Raw genomic sequence first — 19,705 nt, 5'->3', positions numbered from 1 at the left:
GATGCACAATGATTGAGAATATTTCCTATGCCCTGGACCTCTTCCTCAGCGTTGAGAACTTTCTTGTTATCGGAATAGGCGTTCTGATCGGTACCATAATCGGCGCAATCCCAGGAATGACCACGCCGATGGGGGTCGCTCTGGTTCTCCCATTCACCTTCTCGATGCCACCAGTGACCGGCATCCTGCTGTTGTTGGGGGTTTACAAAGGAGGGTTGTATGGCGGGTCGTTGACGGCAATCCTCATCAAGACCCCCGGCACGCCTGCGGCATCCTGTACGGTGCTTGACGGCTATCCGATGGCCCAGAAGGGTCAGGCGCGCAAGGCGCTGGATATTGCGCTCTATTCTTCCTGTGTGGCTGACCTGATCTCGAACATTTCGCTGATCTTGTTTGCGGGAGTTCTCGCCACTTTCGCCCTGCGATTTGGGCCGCCAGAGTTTTTCACGCTGATTGTCTTCTCGCTGACCATCATCGCAGGTGTGGCAGGACCTAGCCTGACCAAAGGTATACTTTCCGCTTGTCTTGGGCTGATGCTGGCGACCGTGGGTCTGGATCTGGTGTATGGCACCGACCGGTTCATCTTCGGCAATTTCGAATTGATGTCGGGCCTGAACTTTATCCCGGTGCTGATCGGTCTGTTTGCGTTGCCGGAAATTATCGACAGATCAACCCGGGGCCCGCGTATCGGTGGGGCGCAACGCTCGCAACTGGGCGGCGGGGCGACACTGGCCGAATTCCGCAAAACGCTGAAATCGGTCGTCCGCGGCAGCTTCATTGGCGTCATACTGGGCGCAATCCCGGGGATCGGCGGCGCTCCGGCTGCGTTCCTGAGCTATTCCGAGGCGCGCCGGAACTCGAAAAACAAGGAAAACTTCGGCAAGGGTGAGCTTGAAGGCGTCGCTGCCGCTGAGGCCGGAAACAACGGTGTAGCAGGGGCGACCATGATCCCTCTGCTGGCGCTGGGCGTGCCGGGTGACGTGATCACCGCCGTGATCCTGGGCGCGTTCATGATCCACGGATTGCGTCCCGGTCCGATCCTGTTCGAAGACAACCTGCCGATGGTTTACGCCCTGTTCATGGGTATCCTGCTCAGCTCGTTCTACCTTCTGATCATCGGTAAAATCGCGATCCGGGGATTCAGCAAGGTTGCCCTGATCCCGAACCGCATCCTGTATCCCATCGTGTTTGTACTCTGTGTCTATGGCGCTTATGCGGTGAACAACAACATCTTCGACATTCTGGTCATGCTGTGCATGGGACTTGTTGGATATCTGATGTTGCGTCTCGACATTCCTGTCGCGCCGTTCCTTATCGCCTTTGTGCTGGGGCCCTTGCTTGAAGACAACTTCCGGCAATCGCTGTTGCTGAGCGACGGAAGCCTTTCGATATTCGTGCGCAATCTGATCTGTATCGCCTTCTGGATACTGACCGCCCTGTCGATCTTCGTACTGGTGCGCAGCCGGATCGAGGCATCGCGAACAGGTAAGGCGTCCACCCTGACGACAGGAGGGTGATATGGGCAAACACCTCGGAGCGAAGCTTGGTTGCTTCGCTCTGATCTCTGACACACATGTGAACCCGACCGATGACAGCTGCAATTCGCCTTTCCCTGTCAATCAAAGGGCCAACTGGCGATTCCGCCACGTCGTAAGAGAGTTGAACCAGCAACCGGCCAAGTTTGTCATCCATGCCGGGGATCTGCTGCACCCTGTACCCGAGACCCGGGCCGCCTATGTTCAGGCCGCCCGGGAGTATCGCACCATCGCGTCAGAGCTGACTGTTCCCCTTTACGAGATTCCCGGAAATCACGATATCGGCGACACGCCGATAAAGGGCGGGCCAGCCAGCCCGACAACAGACGCAACGATTGCAGCTTGGGAGCAGCAGTTTGGACCTCAGTTCCAGTCATTCGACAGTTGGGGTATTCGGTTTCTCCTGATCAACGCGCAGCTCATCAATTCTGGCCTCAGCAGTGAGATGGAACAGCGCAATTGGCTTGAGGCGGAACTGGCCGGTTCTCAGGCTCAGCGCAAAATGCTTGTCCTGCACCATCCCTTGTACCTGATGGAACCGACCGAGCGCGACCATTACGACAACACCAATCAACCCGGGCGGGGCTGGCTTCTGGATCTGATCAAGGCCCACAGTGTCGAGGCAGTGTTCGCAGGTCACGCTCATAACTTTTGGTACGATCGGTTTGGAGTGACCGACTATTACCTCGCACCTGCCACCAGTTTCGTGCGGCAGGATTACAGCGAGATGCTGCGCGCCACGCCGCCCGAAGACAGCGAGTTCGGGCGCGATGACCGCGCCAAGCTGGGCTACTTTTTGGTGACCGTTTACGAGAACGGGCATGTGGTGCGCATGGTGCGAACAAACGGGGCTGAAATCACCGCAGAAGACACAAGGAAACCGGCTTCTCCTGCCATTATCGCGCCGGATCCGCGTGAGCCCTCACATCCCGTTCTGGGGTTTGACCTTCGTCAGAACTGGGCGGAAGTCACCGAAGTGCCACCCTCTGGCGGTCTGGACGAATTCGACCGCAAGCCGGTTCGTAACGACTATCCCCTGCTGGCCCTGCAGGAAATGGGGGTCCGGCACGTGCGCATACCGCTGCATGATCTGCTTGACCCGGTTCGAAGGCTTCGCCTGGCAAGCCTTGCCCATCTGGGGTTCGAAATCACGCTGTTTTCATATGGCGTACCCGATGACAATTTACTGGCGCTGATCGCTGGGCAGGCCAAAGTGCTGTTGGATTGGGAGGTCACGATTGACTGGCCCGATCTTGAAGCGCTCGCACCGCGCCTTCAGCAGGCGCATTCGAAAACCGGGTTGCCGCTGCTGCTGTCGCGGATGCGGACGAAAGATGACGTCAAAGGGAAAGGCACCTATTTCCACGTCATCAACCACGGGTTTTCTGCCGAAAACGCGGAGCAGCTTGTTACGTTAGCCGGGATGGGCTTTGCCGGGGCAGTTTTCCGGCTGGGTCGGACCGATCCGGTGGCGGACACGTTACATGCAATTGACGCAGCGGCGTCGCAGGCCGGTTTAAACGCGTCTGTTCATATGCGGATGGGTGGGGACAACCCTGCGCTAAAAGTGGATGATCTGGACAGCACGGTCAAACGCTTGTCCGAGGGTATGACCCATGCCGCAAAGCTAAAGCAGACCCGTCTGGTATGCGATACGCTGATCTCGGTTGATCGAGGTTACTTTGTGCGAGTTGGAATGATAGACCGTTGTTGTAATCCAACGCCTTTGCTTGATGTCGTCAAACGGCAACATGCCGAGTTGGCCAAGCTTCTGCTTGAATAGCATAATCGTTCAATTGGATTTTCGTGCCGCGTAATGTGCCAGAACCAAGCTTACGATATAGATGATCGATATGAGAGCGAGCGTTGCCCAGAGATAGATGAGCAATGCCGACAGCAAGAGAGCGAACCCCAACATCAGGAATTTTGCATTTCCGCGAGAAATCGAGATGTTCTTGAAAGAGTACGAAGGAACTCGGCTGATCATAAGAACTCCGACGACCAGCAGGTAGCCTGCGATGAGAACAGGCGGCGCCAGAGGCATATCGGGGAACAAGAAAGACACGTACATTGGTAGCATGATAAGAAGAGCAGCCGCAGGTGACGGCACGCCTTCAAAGAAGTCGCTCTGGGTGTTCTCAGTGGCCGACTTGTTCGTCACATTGAACCGAGCCAGACGGAGCATGCAGCAGACGACATAGCCCAGCACGGCCAACCAACCGGCGCTAAAATCCTGCAACGCCCAGACATATAGTATCAGTCCTGGCGCCACTCCAAAATTGACGAAGTCAGCCAGCGAATCCAGCTCCGCACCAAAAGAGCTCTGACTGTGCATCAAACGCGCGAGACGTCCATCGAGACCATCAAGCACGACCGCCAACAGCACCAGCTTGACCGCCGTTTCAAAATCACCCTGATATCCAAAACTAACGGCTGTAAGCCCGGCGCAGATCGCTGTGATCGTCAGCAGGTTGGGCAACAGATGAATAACCGGCAGGTCGCGCTTGTTGTCTGGCGAAGGCTCTGACATTTTCAATCCGTACGGGCCGTTCGCGCCGGCTCGTCACTCGCCAGATCGGCCAAGACGGTTTCGCCGGCGATCATCGTTTGCCCCACGCTGACCAGGGGTTGAACCCCATCCGGGAGATAGACATCCAGCCGCGAGCCAAAGCGGATCAATCCAAAGCGTTCGCCGGCCCCGATCTGGCTTCCCTTTGTAACGAAACACACTATTCGCCGAGCAACGAGGCCTGCAATCTGCACGACCGCAACCTGGCGTCCATCAGCCAATTGAATACAGAGGCTGTTGCGTTCATTGTCTGCGCTGGCTTTGTCGAGCGAGGCGTTGAAGAATTTTCCTGGTCGATACGCGATTTCCAGGATTTCCCCTGCAATCGGCGCGCGATTCACATGGCAGTTGAAAACGCTCATGAACACGCTGACGCGGGTGAGAGCTTGGTCGGGCATTCCAAGTTCAGGGGGCGGAACCGCAGACTGGATCAGCGACACGACACCGTCTGCCGGGCTTACGATCAGCCCCTCTCGCAGCGGCGTCGATCGTTGTGGGTCACGAAAGAAATAGTAACACCAGACAGTCAGTCCGACACCGATCCAGCCGAGGATCGATGAAATTTGAAATATCAGCGCCGTCACGATGGCGAATACTATGACAAACTTGCGACCCTCTGGATGCATTGGCTTCAAAAAAGTGTCACGCATCCTCATTTGTGTTGGCCCTTGGTGGTGAATGTCCGCTTCCTAACCCGGATATGGCGCGGTCCACAACATGGTTTCTGTCCAGTGGCAAAACTGGTCTTCGCCAAGGTTCCGACATCAAATGGGGTTCCAAGCAGGATGGGTTCGGAGTTGCAGGATAGTCAGTTCCTATAACTTGTTGCCTCCGATCGATCCAAAGCTTGTGCAACGCAATCCATTCAGTCAGGCCCGATCCTCCAAGAGCTCAAAAACCGCATCCCGTTCGGACAACACCAGCAGCAGTGCCAGGTCATTGGGCTGTACCTGATCCAGTATCATGCGCGCCGCTTCCGTGGGCGAGCCAGCAAACAGCACGCTATCCGAGGTCAGACCTTCATCGATTGCCGCCTGCCTGATAAGGGCTGGAATTTCTCCCAACTCGCGCCCGCGCAAGTAGTTCTCCATTTCCACCGCGACCACGATATCAGGCTTGAACTCCAACGCCGTCAGGGTGACATCATGGATGTCCTGATCAGATCGATCGCCTGCGTGGCTGAGCATGATAAACCGACGTTTGGCCGGGATGGCGGACATCGCCTCGCATACGGCAGCGATCGAATGCGGGTTATGTGCGAAATCCACAAAGACGCGCGCACCGTTATGCGAAAACTCGTTGCAACGCCCTGGGTTGTCTTTCGCGTCAGGTTTGAAATTCGCAAGGCCGGAGCGGATGTCGCGTTCCTCCAAACCCATTGCCTTTCCAACGCAGACGGCGGCCAAGGCGTTAGAAACATTGTATCTGGCCGCGCCATTCATCGTGATTGGTACGTCGCGAACGGGTGTCAACGGATGCTCGAACTTGCCGTCAAAGAACACCAGCATACCGTCCAGCAGATAAGCGCAGGGGTGGCCACCCAAACGGGCTGCTGTGATTTTTGGTGCGTTTGGGTCCAGTGAAAACCACCAGATCGTCGCGTTAGCGCGATCGGCCTCGGCCACGACAAAGGCGTCATCGGCGTTCAGAGCTAGTATGCCGCCCTCGGACAGGGTTCTGCGAACCGCAAACTTTGCCTGAGCCAAGTCCGGGACGGTGTTCACGCCATATTGCCCCAGATGGTCATTGGCGACATTTGTGACTACGGCAACCCTTGCCCGCCGCGTCGGCAGGCCGCGCCGTAAAATGCCTCCACGCGCGACCTCTAGAATGGCGACCTCCAGGCGGGGATCGCGCAACAGCATTCGGGCCCCGCCTGGACCCGAATAGTCGCCGCGATCAAGAATGTCGTCCCCGACCCGAACAAAATCGGTGGAGGTCAGCCCCGCCGTTTTTCCCGCCGCCCGGACAATTGCCGCACAAATCCGGGTCGTGGTGGTCTTGCCATTGGTTCCGGTGACAAAAGCGATGGGCACATCATGCAGCCTCTCCCAGTCAACCTGCTCCGGTGTCGGCAAGGCGTCGACCGGCCATACCTGACTGCCCGCGCCGTGCCCGATGGAGACCTCATCATCATCGCATAGGATATCGACGCCGTGACCCTGGGCGGCGGTGATCAATGCGATCAGAGCAGGGTTCGCCTCTTTCGCCATCACCGTTTTGACATCCGCGATCATGGCGTTAAAATCACCCGGCGTCTGCTCCAACAGCTCAGCAGCGCAGAAGTGCCACGCGGTCTGAGCGACAAATATCGACGAATAAAGCTGATCCATCGGGGCCGAGATCGCGAGGTTCACGCCGCCCTGAAACTGGCGCACGATGTGTTTTTCTTTCTGCCAGCCCAACGCATCCAGAACGCTCCGGGCGTGGCGGTCCCACAAACGCGCAATCAGGTCGAGATCCACATCTTCGACGAACACGTCGATCACTGCGCCGGGGCGTTCCCATAGCAGCCCTGGTCCGGTCAGGCGGCGGGCATCGTCGACACGAATGTGGTCAGCGGTCGCGCTGACAATCGTCAATGCTGTTTCAAGCTCTTCGATACGATCCATCGGCGATCCTCCGATCAATCGGCTTCTTCGTCTATCTCGCGTGCGAGGCGCACGCCGCGTTCATCGCGAATGAGCGACTGATCGGAATCGAGCATCTCCTCGAAGTCTGTCACCGCTGCAGGCCTTAGGCTTTGCACCTCGGCTTCGGCCTCCGCATCGCCCGCGTTGTGATAGATGATCTGTTTCCAGCAGCGCGCGCTGTCATCGCCGAAGATGACAAGCAGGTCGCCTGAAGCGGCCATTTCCAGCCCGGCATTCACCGCTTCGACCTCGTCGGGGATGATGCTGATTGCGCTTTCGGGCACACCCTTGCGCATCAACTCTGCCTTGATCATCTGCGGCACCTCATCATGGCCGCGCCCACGGCGATGATCATCCGCCTTGCAGATGTAGTGATCGAAATGCCCGGCAAGAATACCCGCGCTTTCCAGAATATCCTCGTCCCGCCGGTCACCTGGCATCGCGGCCACAGCGATACGGCGGCGCTTGACGTCCAGCCGTTCGACAAGATCAGTTACCACGCCAATGGCGGCCGGGTTATGGGCGTAATCCAGGATAACTTTGAACGGATGCTCGTCATAGACATTCATCCGGCCCGGAGCCTGGAAATAGCTGGTGTCAAAGGTCCTGAGTCCATGGCGGATATTGTCTAGGTCAACTCCGAAACTATAGGCCATGGCGGCTGCGAACATCGCGTTCTGGACGTTGAAGATCGCCTTGCCTTCCAGCGCCGCCGGGATCAGATGCGACCAGAGCACGGGCATATGCAGGCCATTGTCATAGATGGTCAGCATGTCGCCATTCATGCCACTTTCCAGCACGATGGCCTTTCCGCCCGCCTTGATATGTTCCTTCACCAGACTGTGCCCGGGATTGGTGGTGACATAGAAGATCGCGTTGACGTCAGCATAATCCGCCATCTTGAGGCAGTTGATATCATCTGCGTTCAGAACGGCCGTTTCCGTCGCGCTTTCCACCACCACACGTTTGACGACGGCCAGTTCCTCGACCGTGTTGATCCCGCGCAGGCCAAGGTGATCGGCAGAGACGTTCAGACAGGCCGCCACGTTGGAACGCTGGTACCCGAGGCCGGACCGCACCAGCCCGCCGCGCGCGGTTTCCATAACCGCAAAATCCACCATCGGATCGCGCAGAACAATCTGCGCGGCCTTGGGCCCCGTCATGTCGCCCTTGACGCTCAGCTTGCCATCCACATAGACGCCGTCGGTCGATGTCATGCCGACCGTCTTGCCGCTGCCCTTCATGATATGGCCCAGCATCCGCGAGGTGGTGGTTTTCCCGTTGGTGCCGGTGATCGCCGCGATCGGGATGCGCGCCTCTTCCCCGGTTGGGAACAGCATGTCCATCACCTTGCCCGAGACGTCGCGCGACTGACCCTCGGAGGGTGCAACATGCATGCGGAACCCCGGAGCGGCGTTCACCTCGACAATCGCTCCGCCGATTTCCTTGTACGATCTGGTGATGTCATCAATCAGGAAATCGACCCCGCCCACGTCCAACCCAACGGCCATGATCGCGCGCTCTGCCATGTCGCGATTGTCGGGATGGACAACATCGGTCATGTCTATCGAGGTGCCGCCCGTTGACAGGTTTGCCGTCGAGCGCAGGTAGAAGGTCTCACCTTCAGGCAAAACGGTTTCGGCGCTGTACCCGGCTTCGGCCAGCAACCGGTTGGCCTGATTGTCCAATTCCAGCTGGGTCAGCACCTTTTCGTGGCCAATCCCTCGGCGCGGGTCGAGGTTCACGATGTCGACCAACTCGGCGATGGTGCTTTTGCCGTTACCAACCACATGCCCGGGCACGCGTTTTGCCACCGCTTCAAGCTTGTTGTTGATGACCAGCATCCGGTGGTCGAACCCGGTGACAAAGCTCTCAACCAGAATGGCGCGGCTTTTGGAGTGTTCCTTGGCCTCGTGAAAACCCGCCTCAACCTCTTCGTCACTGTTGAGGTTGATTGACACGCCGCGCCCATGGTTTGCATCCAGCGGTTTGATGACAACCGGATGACCGATGCGACGCGCGGCGCGGATGGCTTCACGGCCGCTATAGACCATATGCTGCTGCGGCACCGGCAGCCCGAGATCATTCAGCAGGTTATGAGTATCTTCCTTGTCGCAGGAGATTTCGACCGCGATATGTTTGGTTTCAGAGGTGATCGTCGCCTGAATTCGCTTTTGATATTTGCCATGACCAAACTGGACCAGCGAGTATTCGTTGAGCCTGATCCAGGGGATATCCCGCTCTTCCGCCGCCTTGACCAGAGAGCCCGTCGAGGGGCCAAACTCCTTGCGCTGCGCACGCAATACGAAGGTACGCAGTTCCTCTTCCCAGTTGAAGTCCTCGTCGAACTCATAGTCGGACTGATCTTTCAGCGCCTGTGGCAGCAGATGCATCAACAACCGCAGCGCCAGCTTGCCGGCATCCAGACCAACATCGCGCTGCCGGTACTGGTAGACCATGTTGTACTGTCCGGGCTCGCCGGTGGACCGGGTCCGCCCAAACGTCACATCGGTGCCTGCAACACCCTGAATCTCCAATGCGCAATGTTCCATCACATGGCCCAGCCAGGTGCCGTCATCTTCGCGCAGACGTCGGATGAACCCGCCGGGTTCACGATAAGAGCAGCCATGCTCTGACAGGCCCGGCAATGCCGCGATCAGGCCGTCGATGAATTCGCTACCGATTTTTGCCGAGGGCCAGTCTTCCAGAAATCCCAAATCAATGACATGTCTTATGACCGGAAAGCTCGCCCAGACATTCGGGCCGACATAGACATTGGTTGAGACGATTTTCATAGGCTTCCCCGTTCCAGAATTATTGTTCCCCCCCGATCACCCGATGTTGCCTCCACTTGGCATTGGCAGGGTGCAGAACGCCGCATGCTCATCGGGTGGATAGGCCTGACGTGCCGTAAGGTCATAACGGCACCCTTCACCTAAAACGTCAAGACGCAGACCCAGAAGGCTGAGCGCCTCGCCGCGGCGCGCGTCCCACATGGACGAGTGGGTCAGATGGCTGGCGTCGACAACCGTGACCGTCCCGCTGCCCACAACCTCCACAATATTGTCGGGACCGATGAAGGCGGCCGTGTCCTCGTCGATCCCCAGGCCGATCAGAAAAGGGTTGAACGAAGAAGCCGTTAACAGCCGGCCCAGCCGGTTGCGCTGGGTGAAATGCTGGTCGATGATCACCGCGTTGGTCAGCCCCATGCCGGGAGCCAGCGTGATGTTGCCCTCGGCGGGTGCGGCGTTGCTGCTGCCACCGGCAACCATGTGTTCGGACATAATAGAGGCACCGGCGGAGGTGCCTGCAACGGGTACACCCGCTGCATTTCGACGGCGAATCTTCTGCGCAACGAGCGTGCCGCCAAGAATGGCCGAAAGGCGGAGCTGGTTGCCGCCCGTCATGAAAATCCCGGTCGCCCGGTCCAGCATGTCGGCAAACTCGGGGTTGTCACAATCGGCCCGGCGCGAGATGGGCAGAAACTCGACCGTACCGGCCCCCAGATCAGAGAAGATGCGGTGATAGTCGGGACCGGTCTCTTCCAGCATTGATGCCGTTGGAATCACCACGATATCTGCGTCTGGCCCACCGGACAGGTCCAGGAACTTCCGGTGAATCTGCATCTCTTTGACCCGGTCTTCGCCCCCGCCGATCGGAATGATGAAACCGCGATCGGTATCTTCGTTTGCTGGTGCTGGGCACATGGCCGTTCTCTGTCCTTTGTTCGTCCCGCTTGCCGAGGGTCACGTCGTTGCTTGGTATCTTCCCCAACGCATCGTCCGGTGATCCCGTGCGAGCCATTCGCGGGGTGCCATAACACCTTGTCCACTCAGATCGCCATCGAAAATCACCTGTCCGCCAAGCATACCAACGGCCTGTTGGCCTATGTGGCACGGTTTCAGCAAAACCACGAGGTTGCCGGGCAGGGGGGGAAGGAGCGGCTTCGCTGCGAAGGCATTACTTTGCAGCAGATGTCCTTGGGGCGTCTGAGTGCGACTGGCCCCTACTGTATGTGACCGAACCCAAGCAGCGTGCGATATTTGCAAAATAAATGAATTTTGGTCATCTTCAGCCAAATGGAATTTCTCAGCTTCACCCACAGCGGCTTTCTGATCGCGATGTCGTTCGTGGTTGCGCTCGTGGCAGGTTTCACCGGTCTTTCGCTTACACGAGACCTCTCGAAAAAGCCGATGTTCCAGAAAAAGGCATCCATCGCACTTGCCGCAATCGCGCTGGGCGGAGGCATCTGGGCGATGCATTTTGTTGCCATGTTGGGGCTGCAGCTTCCGATCCTGTTTTATTATGACGCCGCGATCACGCTTGTCTCTGCCTTGTCTGCGATTTTGCTTGTGGGGGCCGCCTTGATCCTCGTGCATTTCGCGGAACGCACCTCGACCGTAATCACGCTTGCGGGCGGCATCGTTGGGGTCGGCATACTGGTGATGCACTATATCGGCATGGCCGGGTTGGAGCTGTGTCGGGCGATCTACACGCCTTGGGGTGTCGTCTTCTCGTCCATTGTTGCAATAGGTATGTGCATCCTCGCGTTCTGGATTGCCTATGGCCATCGGACAAATCGCAACATCGTTCTGGGAACGCTCTGCTTTGCGATTGCGGTATGTTCGGTGCATTTTCTGGCGATGGCCGGAACCAAATTTGTCGCTGAGCCCAGCCCGGCTGAGTTCGGCCCCCTGATGAGCAATGAGACACTGGCACTTGGCGTGATCTTCTTCAGCTTTGTCATTTTTGGTGCCTGTCTCTGGGTGAGCGTCACCTATCTGGTAGCGCCAACCCATGGTCAGGCTGCTAATCCGGTTAAGCCGTCGCCAGAACCCGAACCTGCGGCACAATTGCAGATCCCGTGTGAACGGGACGGCGGCAAGGTTTTCATCTGGGCGAGCGATGTGCTGTTCGTGCGTGCCGACGGTCATTACACGCAAATCTACACGGTGGATGAGCGCCTCTTTTGCGTGTGGTCGGTGACCGAGGCGTCAAAGCGGCTGCTGCCTGTCGGGTTCCTGCAAACGCATCGAAGCTACCTGGTCAATCCGGGGCGGGTGGCCCGCTTTGAACGGACCAAGGACAAGGGGCGCTGCATATTTGATGGTGCTGATCTGCCGCCCGCCCCCGTGAGCCGGTCAAAGCTCAAGGCAATACAGGATGCGCTTGCCGCTCAGGGTGGCGCAGCTCGTGCAGTCTAGGGCGCATTTCGTGCAAAAGGCCTGTGTTTCATTGATTTCCTGATGCTCCCGCTTCGGAGCGTATGCAGTAATCCCTCCCAGCCAGAACAATCGCTTTTAGGGAGGAAGCCGATGATTCCAGCTGCGTTCGAGTATTATCGTCCAAAGGATATGGCCGGGGTCTTGTCCCTGCTGGAAGAACATGGTGACGACGCCCGCGTCATGGCTGGGGGTCACAGCCTTATTCCAATGATGAAGCTGCGCATGGCGGAGGTGCCGCATCTGATCGACCTTCAGGATGTTGGTGGCATGTCCGGCATCGAAATTGACGCGGACAGCATCCGCATTGGCGCTATGGTCACGCAGGCCGACATCATTGATCACGCGGCTTTGGCGGATGTGGCCCCGATCTTGCGAGAGGCCGCCTTGCAGATCGCTGACCCGCAGGTCCGCTATATGGGCACGGTTGGTGGCAATGTGGCGAATGGGGATCCGGGCAATGACATGCCGGGATTGATGCAATGCCTTGATGCGCAATTCACTTTGGTTGGCTCCGGCGGCGAGCGCTCGGTCAGGGCGCGCGCGTTCTACGAGGCGGCATATATGACGGCGCGGGAAGATGATGAGGTGCTGACAGCGGTGACGATTCCTCTGCCTGAGGGTGGATATGCCTATGAAAAGCAAAAACGCAAGATTGGCGATTATGCGACCGCCGCCGCTGCTGTGCAGATCGTAAACGACGGCGGCGCTTGCGTTGCCGCATCCATCGCGATGACCAATCTCAGCGATACGCCCATCTATTCAGAAGCTGCAGGCACCGCCCTTGTCGGCACTTCGGTGGATGATGCCGCGATCAAAACCGCCGTTGCCGCCATGCTTGGTGATATCGACCCGAGCGAGGACAATCGCGGCCCCGTCGCGTTCAAGAAACATGTGGCTGGCGTCATCCTGCGCCGCACCATCGAACGCGCCTGGTCGCGCGCCTGAAGCGAGGGGATATCATGTCAAAGAAAATGCACATCAAGCTGAAGGTGAACGGCAAGGACGAAGAGTTTCTGGCCGAACCACGTGAACTGCTGATCTATACGCTGCGAGAGCGGTTGAATATCACCGGCCCGCATATCGGATGCGATACCTCTCATTGCGGGGCCTGCACGGTCACCATCAACGGCAAGTCGGTCAAATCCTGCACCATGTTCGTTGCCCAGGCCGACGGTGGCGAGATCACGACGATCGAGGGGATTGGCGGCCCCGACGACCTGCACCCGCTGCAGGAGGCCTTCAAGGAACATCATGGGCTGCAATGCGGATTCTGTACCCCCGGCATGATCACCCGTGCCGCCAAGCTGTTGGAGGAAAATCCCGACCCGACCGAAGAGGAAATCCGCTTCGGCATGGCTGGCAACATCTGCCGCTGCACCGGTTACCAGAACATCGTGAAATCCATTCAGGCCGCCGCGGCTGAGATGAATGCAGCCAGGGAGGCCGCAGAATGAAAGACGAAGTCACTCGCGAAGAACGCCTCGATAACCTCAAGGGCATGGGGTGCTCGCGCAAGCGGGTCGAAGATGCCCGGTTCACCCAGGGCAAGGGCAACTATGTCGACGATATCAAGCTGGACGGTATGCTGTTTGGCGATTTCGTTCGCACGCCCTATGCCCATGCCCGGATCAAAAGCATTGACACCTCTGCCGCGATGGAGGTGCCCGGTGTTCTGGCGGTCTTGACCGCCGCCGATCTGGAACCGCTGGGCCTGCATTGGATGCCGACCCTTGCGGGCGACAAGCAAATGGTGCTGGCCGATGGCAAGGTTCTGTTTCAGGGACAGGAAGTGGCCTTTGTCGTCGCCGAAGACCGCTATGCCGCCGCAGACGGGATCGAAGCCGTCGAGGTCGATTACGAAGACCTGCCTGTCATCGTCGATCCGTTTGAATCGCTGCAATCCGATGTGATTCTGCGCGAGGATCTGGTGGCGGAGGATGGTTCCATCCCCGATGGCGCGCACGGTCCCCGGAAGCATCCCAACCACATCTTTACCTGGGAAGCGGGCGACAAGGGCCCCACCGAAGAGGTCCTCGCCAATGCCGAAATCGTGGCCGAAGAGTCGATGTATTATCACCGCACGCACCCCTGCCCGCTGGAAACCTGCGGTTGCGTGGCCTCTATGGATAAGGTCAACGGCAAGCTGACGCTGTGGGGCACCTTTCAGGCCCCGCACGCGATCCGGACCGTGGTCTCTCTGATCTCCGGCATCGAAGAGCACAATATCCGCGTGATTTCTCCCGATATCGGCGGCGGTTTTGGCAACAAGGTCGGGGCCTATCCCGGGTATGTCTGTTCTGTCGTGGCCTCCATCGTCACCGGCAAGCCAGTCAAGTGGATCGAGGACCGAATGGACAACTTGATATCCACCGCCTTTGCGCGGGATTATTGGATGAAAGGCAGGATATCGGCCACCAAAGAGGGCAAGATCACCGGGCTGCAGTGCCATGTGACCGCCGATCACGGTGGCTTTGATGCCTGTGCCGACCCCACCAAATTCCCGGCCGGGTTCATGAATATCTGCACCGGGTCCTACGATATCCCGACCGCCTATCTTGAGGTCGATGGCGTCTACACCAACAAGGCTCCTGGCGGGGTCAGCTATCGCTGTTCCTTCCGGGTGACCGAGGCGGTGTATTTCATCGAACGGATGATCGAGGTTCTCGCCATCAAGTTGAATATGGATGCAGCCGAGTTGCGCCGGATCAACTTTATCAGGAAAGAACAGTTCCCCTACAAGGCAGCGTTGGGCTGGGAATATGACAGCGGCGATTACCATACCGCCTGGGACAAGGCGCTGAAAACAGTGGATTATGACGGATTGCGCGCCGAACAGGCACAGCGGATTGAGGACTTCAAAGCAGGCAAGACCCGCAAGCTGATGGGAATTGGTCTGTCCTTCTTTACCGAGATCGTGGGGGCCGGACCCGTCAAGAATTGCGACATTCTGGGCCTGGGCATGTTTGATAGCTGCGAAATCCGTATCCACCCGACAGGGTCTGCGATTGCGCGGCTGGGGACGATTTCACAAGGTCAGGGTCACGCGACAACCTTTGCACAAATCCTGGCATCCGAGATTGGCCTGCCTGCCGACAGCATCACCATCGAAGAGGGCGACACGGACACCGCACCTTACGGTCTGGGCACGTATGGGTCTCGCTCCACCCCGGTTGCCGGTGCCGCCACCGCGATGGCGGGCCGCAAAATCCGCGCCAAGGCGCAGATGATCGCAGCCTACCTGCTTGAGGTGCATGACAATGACGTGGAATTTGACGTGGATCGGTTCGTTGTCAAAGGCGCACCGGAGAGGTTCAAGACAATGAAAGAGGTCGCCTTTGCGGCCTATAACCAGGCGATCCCAGGGATCGAGCCCGGTCTTGAAGCGGTCAGTTATTATGATCCACCAAACATGACCTACCCGTTCGGGGCTTATGTCTGTGTAATGGATATCGACGTGGATACCGGCGTGCCCGACATCCGTCGTTTCTATGCGCTGGATGATTGCGGAACCCGGATCAACCCGATGATCATCGAAGGTCAGGTGCATGGCGGTCTGACCGAAGCGCTGGCCGTCGCCTTGGGTCAGGAGATCGCCTATGACGACATGGGAAACGTCAAGACCGGGACGCTGATGGATTTCTTCCTGCCGACAGCTTGGGAAGTGCCCAATTATGAAACCGACTACACCGTCACCCCCAGCCCGCACCATCCCATTGGGGCCAAGGGTGTGGGCGAAAGTCCCCATGTAGGCGGGGTGCCATGCTTCTCGAACGCGGTGCAGGATGCGTTCCGTGCGTTCGGCAACACGCATACCAACATGCCCCATGATCACTGGCGGATCTGGAAGACAGCCAATGAACTTGGCCTGCATGGTTAAGGGCAATGGTCAGGCGGGGCGCTATCCCGCCTGACCGCGACAGATATGAGCTGGAGTGATCTCAAATCCCGTCTTGCCGCTGAAAGCTATGTGGCGTCTGACGATCTGGCGGTTGCCTTGCAGCTTGCCTTGACCCTTGGCCGCCCGCTCTTGCTGGAAGGGGCCGCGGGTGTCGGCAAAACCGAAATCGCGCGCGCGCTGTCGGTTGCGCAAGACACGCGGCTGATCCGTCTGCAATGTTATGAAGGGCTAGATGCCGCGCAGGCCATCTATGAATGGAACTATCAGCGCCAATTGCTGACCATCCGGGCCGCAGCCGAGGATGGTGAGACCGGCAAAACCGTCGAGGATCGCATCTTTTCACGGGACTTCCTGTTGGAACGCCCTTTGCTGGCGGCCATCACGCAAGACACCCCGCCGGTGCTGCTGATCGATGAAATCGACCGGGCGGATGAGGAATTTGAAGCCTACCTGCTGGAGATCCTGTCCGACTTTCAGATCTCGATCCCCGAGCTTGGCACCATCACGGCGGTATCTCGACCGATCGTGATCCTGACATCAAATGGTACGCGTGATCTATCTGACGCATTACGCCGACGGTGTCTGTACACCTATGTGGAATACCCAGACCGGGCCACGGAACTGGCAATCCTCAAAGCAAGATGCCCCGAGGTCGAGGCGCGGCTCGCTGGTCAGATTGTCAGCTTCGTGCAGAGATTGCGCGAAGAAGAGCTGGAAAAGGTCCCCGGTATTGCCGAGATGCTCGATTTTGCCGCAGCCCTCATGGGGCTTGGCATCGCCGATCTGACCCAAGACACCACCGTTCTGCAATCGACGCTCACAACCCTGCTCAAGACGCAAAGCGATCAGGCCCATATCACGCCCGAGGTTGCGGGGCGCATCGCGGGGAAAGCCGCATGAGCCGTGTGACGAAATTCGCCGCCCGTGACCCGGGCCCCGCGGCGCGGGTTGTGGGGTTCATCGCGCATCTGCGCGAAAACGGCCTGCGCCTTGGCGTGGCAGAGGCGGATATCGCCATGGCGGCTCTGGCCGAAGTCGAAGCTGTCCACCCCGATGACAGCCGCCGCGCCCTGAGGGCCGTCTGCACCGGATGCAAGGAAGAATCCCAGCGTTTCGACGCGCTTTTCGACAGCTACTGGATGGATGCGGGCCGGGTGCGGCAGAAGGTCATTCCAAAACCCACAACCAAAATGAGCAAAGATGTCCATTCCTCTCGCGACGCAGCGGGCCAAGACGTCGGAGCCTCTGGCGCGGCCACCGCGCCTGACAATGAGAACGGGGAAGCTGAAAGCGATGGCACCGGCAAACTGATCGCAACCCAGCAGCGCAACCTCAGCCGCCGCGATCTGCGCGATCTAGTCCGGCCCGACGAAATCGCACAAGCCGAAGAGGTCGCCCGCCGTATCGGTGCGGCCTTGCGCGACAAGCGCTCGCGCCGCCGCAAGGCCGCACGCAGGGGCGATCGGCTGCATTTTCGCAAGACCATCCGCCACAGTCTGGCCACCGGCGGCGAGCCGCTGCGTCTACTGCGCAAACATCGGCCCGACAGAACGCGCAAGATCGTGGCTCTTTGCGATGTTTCAGGGTCAATGAGCGTATACGCGCAGGTATTCCTGGCCTTTCTCGCGGGCCTGATGCGGGCTGACATGAGCGCAGATGCCTATCTGTTTCACACCCGCCTTGTCCGCATCACCGAAGCTCTGCGCGACAAGGACGCGATGCGGGCCATTGGACGCATGTCGCTGATGGCTGACGGGTTCGGCGGCGGGTCGAAGATCGGGCCATCGCTCATGCGCTTTGCCGACACCTATGCCAAGCGGTTTGTCGACGGGCGCAGCGTTGTGCTGATCCTGTCGGATGGCTACGACACCGCGCCGCCCGAGGTTATCGCTGCCGCGTTGCAAAAGCTGCGCAAGCGGGGCTGCAAGGTGATCTGGCTCAACCCTCTCAAGGGTTGGCAAGACTACGCACCGGTTGCCGCAGGCATGGCGGCGGCCCTGCCGTATCTGGACGCCTTCAAGGCAGCCAATACGCTGCGGGATTTGGCGGCGTTGGAGCAGGAGCTGGCAACGCTATGACCCCGGCCGAAATTCTCTCATCCGATCTGGCCGAAGCGGCACAGGAGTTGCGCGCCAAGGATGAGCCCTTTGCCTTTGCCACCATCGTGCGCACAGCTGGACCAACAGCCGCCAAACCCGGTGCAAAGGCGCTGCTCAGCGCGGATGGAACGATCCTGCAAGGCTGGCTGGGCGGCGGCTGCACCAGAGGTGCGGTGAAGCGCGCCGCACTGCGGGCGTTGCAAGACGGACGGCCGCAGCTTGTCTCTGTTGCGCCAGAGGATTTGCTTGCCGAGAAAGGTGTCACCTCGGGGGATATGGTGGACGGAACCCAGTTTGCCCGCAACGGCTGCCCGTCGCGCGGCACGATAGATATCTTTATCGAGCCGTGCCTGCCGACGCCGCAACTTGTGGTCATCGGTGCGTCTCCGGTCGCGCAGGCTCTGAGCACACTTGCCCCTCAATTCCACTGGTCCGTCGCCGCCGCACCGCCCGCTTCGCAAGAAAACACTCCGCATCAGCAACATTTCATCGTCGTCGCAACGCAGGGGCAGGGTGACCTTGATGCATTGAAGTCAGCGCTTGCTAGCCAACCGACCTATGTGGCTTTCGTCGGCAGTCGCCGGAAATACGCATCACTTGCGAAAAAACTCGCGACAGCGGGTATCGATCAAACCAGAATTGATGACGTTCAGGCACCCGCAGGCCTCGATTTGGGCGCCGTCACACCCGAAGAGATCGCCCTGTCGATCCTGGCGCAACTGGTCCAGGTCCGGCGTTCAGCGGTGAGCCTGCCCAATAGATGACGTGACAACGAATATCTTGACCTTCAGAGTAAGCGCCTGCACGGCATCTTCTTTAAACGCAAGTGTCGCTCAGCGGCCGGGGATATCATCGCGCGGTGGCGCGGGTTCCCAGTTCTCGATCAGCTCCATCGCCTCTTGCGCGGTGTCCACGAAGCGGAACAGGTCCAGATCCTCGTCCGAGATCGTGCCGGCATCGGCCAGCGCCTCCCAGTTGATGACCTTTTCCCAGAAGGCACGCCCGAACAGCAGGAACGGTACTCGATCCATGCGCCCGGTCTGGATCAGGGTCAGCGCCTCGAACAGTTCGTCCATGGTGCCGAACCCGCCCGGAAAGATGGTGATGGCACGGGCGCGCATCAGGAAGTGCATCTTGCGGATCGCAAAATAGTGGAAGTTGAAGGCCAGCTCCGGTGTCACATGCAGGTTCGGTGCCTGCTCATGCGGCAACACGATGTTCAACCCGATCGAACAGCCACCTGCATCCTCGGCGCCGCGATTTCCGGCCTCCATCACGCCGGGTCCGCCGCCGGTGACGATCACGTTTTCGCGGCAGCCGCTTTGCTTGGATTTCTCGGTCATCAGGCGCGCAAATTCGCGGGCCTCATCGTAGAACTCGGACAAATCCGCCAGCGTTTGTGTGCGCGCCGTGTGTTTTTGCGCAGGCTCGGGAATGCGCGCGCCGCCAAACATCACGATTGTCGAGGTGATGCCATGTTCATCCAGCATCATTTGCGGTTTCAGAAGCTCAAGCTGCAGGCGCACGGGCCGCAGCTCATCACGACAGAGGAAATCGTCATCGGCAAAGGCCAGACGGTAGGACGGCGACCGCGTCTGCGGCGTGTCCGGCACTTCGCTGGCGGTGCTGCGGTCGGTATGGGCGTCCCGGAAGGGGCTGAGGCGATGGTCTTCTTTCATGTCGGTTGCATCCCGGCTTGCGTGTTTGCCCAACAGCTATAGGGTTCGCGGCCAGAGCGCCAGAGAC

15 protein-coding genes are annotated in these 19,705 nt (G+C 58.8%); 9 read left to right on the top strand and 6 right to left on the bottom strand.

Annotated features, from left to right (window positions below):
- Positions 1-8 precede the first annotated feature (8 nt).
- Both AB1E34_RS02225 and AB1E34_RS02220 read left to right on the top strand, forming a co-directional pair.
- A complete protein-coding gene (locus AB1E34_RS02225) occupies positions 9-1,517 on the top strand; it encodes a tripartite tricarboxylate transporter permease (protein ID WP_372570702.1) in 1,509 nt (502 codons plus the stop codon).
- A 1-nt stretch (position 1,518) separates the two neighbouring features.
- A complete protein-coding gene (locus tag AB1E34_RS02220; RefSeq protein WP_372570701.1) occupies positions 1,519-3,318 on the top strand; it encodes a metallophosphoesterase family protein in 1,800 nt (599 codons plus the stop codon).
- Positions 3,319-3,327: 9 nt separating this feature from the next.
- On the opposite strand, the gene pssA is transcribed toward AB1E34_RS02220, so the two are convergent.
- The 5 genes from pssA to AB1E34_RS02195 all read right to left on the bottom strand — a co-directional run bounded on the left by pssA (position 3,328) and on the right by AB1E34_RS02195 (position 10,444).
- Positions 3,328-4,065 (bottom strand): CDP-diacylglycerol--serine O-phosphatidyltransferase, encoded by a 738-nt coding sequence (gene pssA, locus AB1E34_RS02215; protein ID WP_372570700.1) that lies wholly within the window; start codon positions 4,063-4,065, stop codon positions 3,328-3,330.
- Between the two features lie 2 nt (positions 4,066-4,067).
- Positions 4,068-4,760, bottom strand: coding sequence for a phosphatidylserine decarboxylase (locus tag AB1E34_RS02210; RefSeq protein ID WP_372570699.1), 693 nt, complete (start codon positions 4,758-4,760; stop codon positions 4,068-4,070).
- 213 nt (positions 4,761-4,973) lie between these two features.
- Complete coding sequence (locus AB1E34_RS02205; protein WP_372570698.1) at positions 4,974-6,716, bottom strand: Mur ligase family protein; 1,743 nt, start codon at positions 6,714-6,716, stop codon at positions 4,974-4,976.
- A gap of 14 nt (positions 6,717-6,730) precedes the next feature.
- A complete protein-coding gene (gene cphA, locus AB1E34_RS02200; protein WP_372570697.1) occupies positions 6,731-9,532 on the bottom strand; it encodes a cyanophycin synthetase in 2,802 nt (933 codons plus the stop codon).
- A 36-nt stretch (positions 9,533-9,568) separates the two neighbouring features.
- The gene (locus AB1E34_RS02195) at positions 9,569-10,444 is read right to left on the bottom strand and encodes a cyanophycinase (protein WP_372570696.1); all 876 of its coding nucleotides are present in this window, start codon (positions 10,442-10,444) and stop codon (positions 9,569-9,571) included.
- 372 nt (positions 10,445-10,816) lie between these two features.
- On the opposite strand from AB1E34_RS02195, the gene AB1E34_RS02190 reads away from it, so the two are divergent.
- The 7 genes from AB1E34_RS02190 (at position 10,817) to AB1E34_RS02160 (ending at position 18,723) form a co-directional block, all read left to right on the top strand.
- Complete coding sequence (locus AB1E34_RS02190) at positions 10,817-11,941, top strand: MHYT domain-containing protein (RefSeq protein WP_372570695.1); 1,125 nt, start codon at positions 10,817-10,819, stop codon at positions 11,939-11,941.
- A 111-nt stretch (positions 11,942-12,052) separates the two neighbouring features.
- Entirely contained in the window at positions 12,053-12,907 is an 855-nt protein-coding gene (locus AB1E34_RS02185) for an FAD binding domain-containing protein (protein WP_372570694.1), read from the top strand.
- A gap of 14 nt (positions 12,908-12,921) precedes the next feature.
- Positions 12,922-13,416 (top strand): (2Fe-2S)-binding protein, encoded by a 495-nt coding sequence (locus AB1E34_RS02180; RefSeq protein ID WP_372570693.1) that lies wholly within the window; start codon positions 12,922-12,924, stop codon positions 13,414-13,416.
- A complete protein-coding gene (locus AB1E34_RS02175; protein ID WP_372570692.1) occupies positions 13,413-15,839 on the top strand; it encodes an aerobic carbon-monoxide dehydrogenase large subunit in 2,427 nt (808 codons plus the stop codon). Before AB1E34_RS02180 ends, AB1E34_RS02175 begins: the two co-directional genes overlap by 4 nt.
- Positions 15,840-15,884: 45 nt before the next feature.
- Positions 15,885-16,760, top strand: coding sequence for an AAA family ATPase (locus tag AB1E34_RS02170; RefSeq protein WP_372570691.1), 876 nt, complete (start codon positions 15,885-15,887; stop codon positions 16,758-16,760).
- Positions 16,757-17,938 (top strand): vWA domain-containing protein, encoded by a 1,182-nt coding sequence (locus AB1E34_RS02165; RefSeq protein WP_372570690.1) that lies wholly within the window; start codon positions 16,757-16,759, stop codon positions 17,936-17,938. The genes AB1E34_RS02170 and AB1E34_RS02165 overlap by 4 nt, the downstream gene beginning before the upstream one ends.
- Complete coding sequence (locus AB1E34_RS02160) at positions 17,935-18,723, top strand: XdhC family protein (protein ID WP_372570689.1); 789 nt, start codon at positions 17,935-17,937, stop codon at positions 18,721-18,723. The genes AB1E34_RS02165 and AB1E34_RS02160 overlap by 4 nt, the downstream gene beginning before the upstream one ends.
- 69 nt (positions 18,724-18,792) lie before the next feature.
- Here the strand turns inward: AB1E34_RS02160 and AB1E34_RS02155 are convergent, their stop codons facing one another.
- Positions 18,793-19,638 (bottom strand): LOG family protein, encoded by an 846-nt coding sequence (locus tag AB1E34_RS02155; RefSeq protein WP_372570688.1) that lies wholly within the window; start codon positions 19,636-19,638, stop codon positions 18,793-18,795.
- Positions 19,639-19,705 lie beyond the last annotated feature (67 nt).

It is taken from the genome of Ruegeria jejuensis (genome assembly GCF_041537905.1).
Classification (GTDB): domain Bacteria; phylum Pseudomonadota; class Alphaproteobacteria; order Rhodobacterales; family Rhodobacteraceae; genus Ruegeria_C.
Note: the sequence above shows the minus strand (reverse complement) of the source record. Positions and strands in the feature narration are given on the sequence as shown.

Coding starts and splice junctions, on each gene's coding strand:
- AB1E34_RS02195 (WP_372570696.1), bottom strand. CDS start 10,444: ATGTGCCCAGCACCAGCAAACGAAGATACCGATCGCGGTTTCATCATT.
- AB1E34_RS02155 (WP_372570688.1), bottom strand. CDS start 19,638: ATGAAAGAAGACCATCGCCTCAGCCCCTTCCGGGACGCCCATACCGAC.
- AB1E34_RS02190 (WP_372570695.1), top strand. CDS start 10,817: ATGGAATTTCTCAGCTTCACCCACAGCGGCTTTCTGATCGCGATGTCG.
- pssA (WP_372570700.1), bottom strand. CDS start 4,065: ATGTCAGAGCCTTCGCCAGACAACAAGCGCGACCTGCCGGTTATTCAT.
- AB1E34_RS02220 (WP_372570701.1), top strand. CDS start 1,519: ATGGGCAAACACCTCGGAGCGAAGCTTGGTTGCTTCGCTCTGATCTCT.
- AB1E34_RS02205 (WP_372570698.1), bottom strand. CDS start 6,716: ATGGATCGTATCGAAGAGCTTGAAACAGCATTGACGATTGTCAGCGCG.
- AB1E34_RS02165 (WP_372570690.1), top strand. CDS start 16,757: ATGAGCCGTGTGACGAAATTCGCCGCCCGTGACCCGGGCCCCGCGGCG.
- AB1E34_RS02180 (WP_372570693.1), top strand. CDS start 12,922: ATGTCAAAGAAAATGCACATCAAGCTGAAGGTGAACGGCAAGGACGAA.
- AB1E34_RS02210 (WP_372570699.1), bottom strand. CDS start 4,760: ATGAGGATGCGTGACACTTTTTTGAAGCCAATGCATCCAGAGGGTCGC.
- AB1E34_RS02225 (WP_372570702.1), top strand. CDS start 9: ATGATTGAGAATATTTCCTATGCCCTGGACCTCTTCCTCAGCGTTGAG.
- AB1E34_RS02160 (WP_372570689.1), top strand. CDS start 17,935: ATGACCCCGGCCGAAATTCTCTCATCCGATCTGGCCGAAGCGGCACAG.
- AB1E34_RS02175 (WP_372570692.1), top strand. CDS start 13,413: ATGAAAGACGAAGTCACTCGCGAAGAACGCCTCGATAACCTCAAGGGC.
- AB1E34_RS02170 (WP_372570691.1), top strand. CDS start 15,885: ATGAGCTGGAGTGATCTCAAATCCCGTCTTGCCGCTGAAAGCTATGTG.
- cphA (WP_372570697.1), bottom strand. CDS start 9,532: ATGAAAATCGTCTCAACCAATGTCTATGTCGGCCCGAATGTCTGGGCG.
- AB1E34_RS02185 (WP_372570694.1), top strand. CDS start 12,053: ATGATTCCAGCTGCGTTCGAGTATTATCGTCCAAAGGATATGGCCGGG.